Source organism: Peribacillus sp. NPDC058002 (assembly GCF_042886655.1).
Taxonomy (GTDB): Bacteria; Bacillota; Bacilli; order Bacillales; family DSM-1321; genus Peribacillus; species Peribacillus aracenensis.
The window spans coordinates 1-4,833 of the sequence record NZ_JBHVQU010000254.1 but is presented as its reverse complement, the minus strand read 5'-3'; the positions used below and the strand labels follow the sequence as shown (position 1 = coordinate 4,833).

General features: G+C 41.0%; 6 protein-coding genes. 1 reads left to right on the top strand and 5 read right to left on the bottom strand.

The features are described 5' to 3' along the window. Positions 1-266: alpha/beta hydrolase family protein (locus ACFVSH_RS22925; protein ID WP_387707997.1), on the top strand; the 266-nt coding region annotated here is incomplete at its 5' end. A gap of 40 nt (positions 267-306) precedes the next feature. Here the strand turns inward: ACFVSH_RS22925 and ACFVSH_RS22920 are convergent. The 5 genes from ACFVSH_RS22920 to ACFVSH_RS22900 all read right to left on the bottom strand — a co-directional run bounded on the left by ACFVSH_RS22920 (position 307) and on the right by ACFVSH_RS22900 (position 4,634). Next, entirely contained in the window at positions 307-738 is a 432-nt protein-coding gene (locus tag ACFVSH_RS22920) for a CBS domain-containing protein (protein WP_387707995.1), read from the bottom strand. 79 nt (positions 739-817) lie between these two features. After that, positions 818-1,654: an MBL fold metallo-hydrolase gene (locus ACFVSH_RS22915; protein WP_387707993.1), complete on the bottom strand. Its 837-nt coding sequence runs from the start codon at positions 1,652-1,654 to the stop codon at positions 818-820. A gap of 304 nt (positions 1,655-1,958) precedes the next feature. Further along, positions 1,959-2,939, bottom strand: coding sequence for an ABC transporter permease (locus ACFVSH_RS22910; RefSeq protein WP_387707991.1), 981 nt, complete (start codon positions 2,937-2,939; stop codon positions 1,959-1,961). Beyond that, positions 2,932-3,846 carry an ABC transporter ATP-binding protein gene (locus ACFVSH_RS22905; RefSeq protein WP_387599226.1) on the bottom strand — a complete coding sequence of 305 codons (915 nt, stop codon included), beginning with the start codon at positions 3,844-3,846 and terminating at the stop codon, positions 2,932-2,934. Before ACFVSH_RS22905 ends, ACFVSH_RS22910 begins: the two co-directional genes overlap by 8 nt. After that, positions 3,843-4,634: an SGNH/GDSL hydrolase family protein gene (locus tag ACFVSH_RS22900; protein ID WP_387707989.1), complete on the bottom strand. Its 792-nt coding sequence runs from the start codon at positions 4,632-4,634 to the stop codon at positions 3,843-3,845. The genes ACFVSH_RS22905 and ACFVSH_RS22900 overlap by 4 nt, the downstream gene beginning before the upstream one ends. Positions 4,635-4,833 lie beyond the last annotated feature (199 nt).

Below are 4,833 nucleotides of genomic sequence, written 5' to 3'. Positions count from 1 at the left end.
ACTCTGCTGAAAAATTATGGCAGCACTCACCTTTAAAATATGTTTCCAATGTGAATACCCCTTTACTTTTACTTCACGGTGAAATGGATTTCCGCTGTCCCATTGAACAGAGCGAGCAATTTTTTGTCGCTTTAAAACGGCAAAAAAAAGAAGCAGTGCTTGTTTCATTCCCAGATGAAACTCACGAAGTATCCCGAAGCGGATCTCCAAAAATGCGCCTGCAACATGTTGAGGAAATCAAAGGATGGTTCAATAAGTATCTTTAAAAACAAAACTCTGTTAGCAAAAGCTAACAGAGTTTTGTTCTTAGTGTTGAATTTGGTCTCTGTCTTCGGAAATTGAACTTAAAGCATTTCCCGCCATTGAATCTGTCTGTTGGTGTACAGCAAGATCACCTAATGCCACGACTCCCACCAGCGTGTCATTCTCAATGATAGGGAGCCTTCTGATTTGCTCGGTAGCCATTAACTCTTCAGCTTCCTCCACTGACATACCTGGCGTGCCTGTTACAAGGTTCGTGGAAATGACATCAGTAATTCTAGTTGAATTCGGCTTTTTCTCGGCCACACAGCGAATGACGATATCCCTGTCTGTGATGACACCAATTAAATGGTTATTCTCCAAAACAGGAATGACACCAACATCATCATCCTTCATTTTGACTGCTGCTTCATATATATTATCTTCCGCAGAGCAACAATTCACGTCTGTTGTCATGATATCTCTTAATGTAGTCACGGATATCCCTCCATTTTCATAAGTTGCTTGTTTATTTTTGACTTCTGAAGAGAAATTATTCATGAAACATGTCCATGTTTCATTCTACATATTTCCCATGATCCGGCTTAGCTAATGAATCGAATTCCTTTGCAAGCTTCGATAAACCCATTTCCAGCTCATGCCCTTCAACAGGATACCCGTGCCCCGTTATGGCAACAGCCGGCTTCATACTTTCCAATAACTTTACAGATTCTTTTGCAGCCTCCCAATCGGTTGTTAAATACCGCGGTGGGCCCGCTATTTCTTTCTCCTGAGTGATGACCTTGTATAGTGAATCTTGCCTGACATTCACAAAAGCATCTCCAGCAATCAAACTTCGGTCACTATCACGGAAGAGTGAAATATGTCCATTTGAATGGCCAGGGGTGTGAACCCATTTCCAATCACGAAGTCCGGGAACACTATGGTCATCAGGCAATGGCTGAACTTCTTCATCAAGGTTGATTCCCTCATTCGGAAATATCCATGAAATTTTTGCGATCATCCCTCCTTCAACAGTAGGATCCGGTTGGGGGTAATCTTCTTGACCCGTTAAATAAGGCATTTCTTTTATATGGGCATAAACTGGAGCTTCCCAATGCTCCATTAACTCTATCAGTGCGCCAACATGATCGAAATGTCCATGTGTCAAAATAATGGCAGCAGGTGGATTTTGTGGTCCATATATTTCTTCAGCCGTTTTCTTTATTACCTCTGCTGAGCGTGGCATCCCTGCATCTATCAATACCCATTTATCATCTTTGGGTGACCCTACAAATATTACATTAACGATTTGGACGGACAGACAATATATATTCTCATTTATTATCTGTACATCACCACTGGAGACTGAAGTCATTGGCATGAATTTTTCATTCAAATGATTATCATCCATTTATAATCCTCCTAATTTTGAACATGCTTTTTTTAAAGGATACCCAGTACAAGAAAATAAAAAACAACCTATTATTTATATAGGCTGTTTCAGACAGAAGACAAATTCAAGGTAAAAGACGAGTTTGCCTTCTGTTTTTTATTTTTAAGAATGAAGATGATTTCAGAAATCCGCTCCCTTTTCCCCGAGTGTCCGCCGGGGGTCTCGGCTAGCCATTAAACCAGGTCTTCTTTTGAAATTGGTTCGGGGTGCGACACTTCCGGAAGCCCTTTTGTCAACACCAATAATCTATATAGGCTATTTCTCAGAATACATCCTTCCGGGTAAATACTGTAAAAGATACAATTAAAGCAAGAGCCCACCAAACGAGCAAGGTAATGACAGATGATAATAAAGTCATCCCTTCTATCGGTGGAGCCGTGCCGCTAATATAAGCGGTCAACTTCAAATTCACCATAAAGAAATACTTCGCTGATTCCCATGATGAAACCATATTGTTCAATATAGCCCCGGAAATTAATGCAGCCAGCATGATGCCCATGCCTGCAGGAGTGCTCCTTACTAAAACCGAAAGCATGAAAGAAAGAGTCCCTACAACAACCGCCACCAGCCAGACAAGTCCCAAATCCATCAATAGGAATTTCCATTGTTCAACTAACCTTACTTGACTGACATCCACATCAGCACCATTCAATTCGAATCCGGTTATTACGGGGGCCCCCCAGCCTTGGTACCCGAAAACGATTCCTGATAAAAGGTAAGACAATAAGGCTGTCATCGCCACGATAATCGAAACCGATAATAATAATGTTACATATTTGCTCAATAAGATTTTCCAGCGCTCCACTGGCCTTGTCAACAGAAGTTTGATCGTGCCTTGTCCATTTTCGGAAGAAACCAAATCACTGGCCACAATCATGATCAACAGCGGAATGAACAAATCAATTGCATTTTCCAAAAACATGCGTGTAAAAGTAGCTGCGCCTGGTTCTGAGGGATTAATATCATGATCGAGATAATATTGCTGCTGCTTCAGACTTACTTGCAGCTGTTCACGCCACTCATCCAGCATCCTATTCGAGCCCAATCGATTTTGAGTATCAATGATTTGCTGCTGAAGAGCCGCACGCCAATCATCAGTTCCCAACTTCTCCCGTTGCTCTTCCACTTGTTTGTATTGGGCATATGTAAACATCAAAACTAAAATTCCAACGATGATACCGATTATGATCAGCCGTTTTTTTGCCAGCATCTTCATCATTTCATTTTGGACCAAGTTATTCAATGCCTGCACCTCCGACACCGGTAACTTGCAAAAACAACTCTTCCAATCCCGGGAGCTTTCGATTCATTTCATGCACCCTCACCCCTGCTTGGTTAAGTGCTGCATTCCATTCAGGCGTTTCGGATTCATCATAAGCTGTAATGATATATTTTTGATCTAAGGTAATATCGGTGAAGCGGCTAAGAACTTCCGCTCCCTTTTGAATAGGTTCCACCCGCCAAATTATCCGCTCCTGCTGGGATAATAAGCTTTCCACTGTATCCGTTTTAATAATTTCCCCGCCTTTAATAATTGCGACCCGGTCACAAAGTTGCTGTATTTCACCTAATAAGTGTGAGGAAACCAGAACACTCATACCTTCTTCTTCAGCCAGCTTCCTGATGAATTGTCGCATTTCACGGATTCCGGCAGGATCTAGACCGTTAGTCGGTTCATCCAATATTAATAGCTTAGGACTGTTCAGCATTGCCTGCGCGATTCCTAAACGCTGCCTCATACCTAACGAATAGGTCTTCACTTTATCGTGAATTCTCACTTGCAGGCCGACGAGTTCAACAACCTCGATCATTCTTGTTTCATCGACTTCAGGTAACATTCTTGCAAAGTGGAGTAAATTATCCCACCCACTCAAAAATGGATATAATTCTGGATTTTCAACGATGCAGCCCATTTGCTTCATGGCCTTCGTAAATTCCTGACGAACATCATAACCGCAAATTTGGATGGAACCCGATGATGGCTTAATTAATCCGACCAACATGCGGATTGTCGTCGTCTTACCTGCCCCGTTCGGTCCTAAAAAGCCGAAAACCTCACCTTCATTCAACTCAAAATCTATTCCTTTAATAATTTCCCGTTTGCCAATCTTTTTTCTCAAGTCCCTAACAGACAATGTCACCTGTTTCATCGTTCCACACCCTCCCATTTTATTAAAGGAGCAACTCTATCAGCAATTAAACGATACCCTTTCTTATTAGGGTGAAAATTGTCCGAATACAAATACTCATTTACCGACAATTGAAATAAATCGAATGTTGGAACAAAAATTGCATTTTCATAATGAGCCACGACTTCCGCCGTTTCATTATTCCATTCCCGTACGATGCGGTTCGTATCAAAGTCTTTATCCAAATCTATAAATGGATTATACAGACCAAGTAACAAAATAGTAGCTGAATCATTGACTTTATTTATATCTTTAAAAATTTCATGTAAATTTCCCAAGAAATTCTTTTGTGATACGGATGTAGCTTCACGATCATATTCAAGCAGGGTCTGCCCTTTTTGAAATAAATCGTTACCCCCGATTGTAACTAAAATAACATCAGCTGCCTGGATTTGGCGCTTAACTTCCGGTTGTTTCACTTGCTGCACCAATTCTTTAGACACTTGTCCATTAATTCCGAGGTTATGAATGATTGGTTTTCTTTTATATTGACTCTTCAACTCTTCAACAACAAGTCCAACATAGCCTTTGCCTGTTTCATCACCTGTGCCACGTGTTAATGAATCGCCTATCGCCAATACCGTAAAATCAGCAGGAAGGTCACTTTTAATGGGGGTTTCTTCAATTACTTCCATATCGGACGTTCCTTTTCCATAATGGTCCATCATCGCCCATCCTAGGCAAAATACAAAAAAAAAGCTGATTAGGGCTGATACGATGGTAGTAGCCAACACTTTTGGTTTACTCAAAAACACTCACCCTTCCATTCATTCTCTATCTTCCATTAAATCATATTATTTCCAAAAATAAAAAAACGTTTACTTATGGATAAAATTCCCACAACTTATTAAAAAAAAGGCTGTTTTCGCAACTTTGTTGCGATTTCAAGTAATGCGGTGTGGTTGATTTCCTCTCCAGATGCTCGCTTTCCGCGGGGCGGGCGGTGAG

Excerpts from the sequence above, each read along its gene's own strand:
- ACFVSH_RS22905 (WP_387599226.1), bottom strand. The coding sequence starts at position 3,846 with ATGAAACAGGTGACATTGTCTGTTAGGGACTTGAGAAAAAAGATTGGC.
- ACFVSH_RS22915 (WP_387707993.1), bottom strand. The coding sequence starts at position 1,654 with ATGGATGATAATCATTTGAATGAAAAATTCATGCCAATGACTTCAGTC.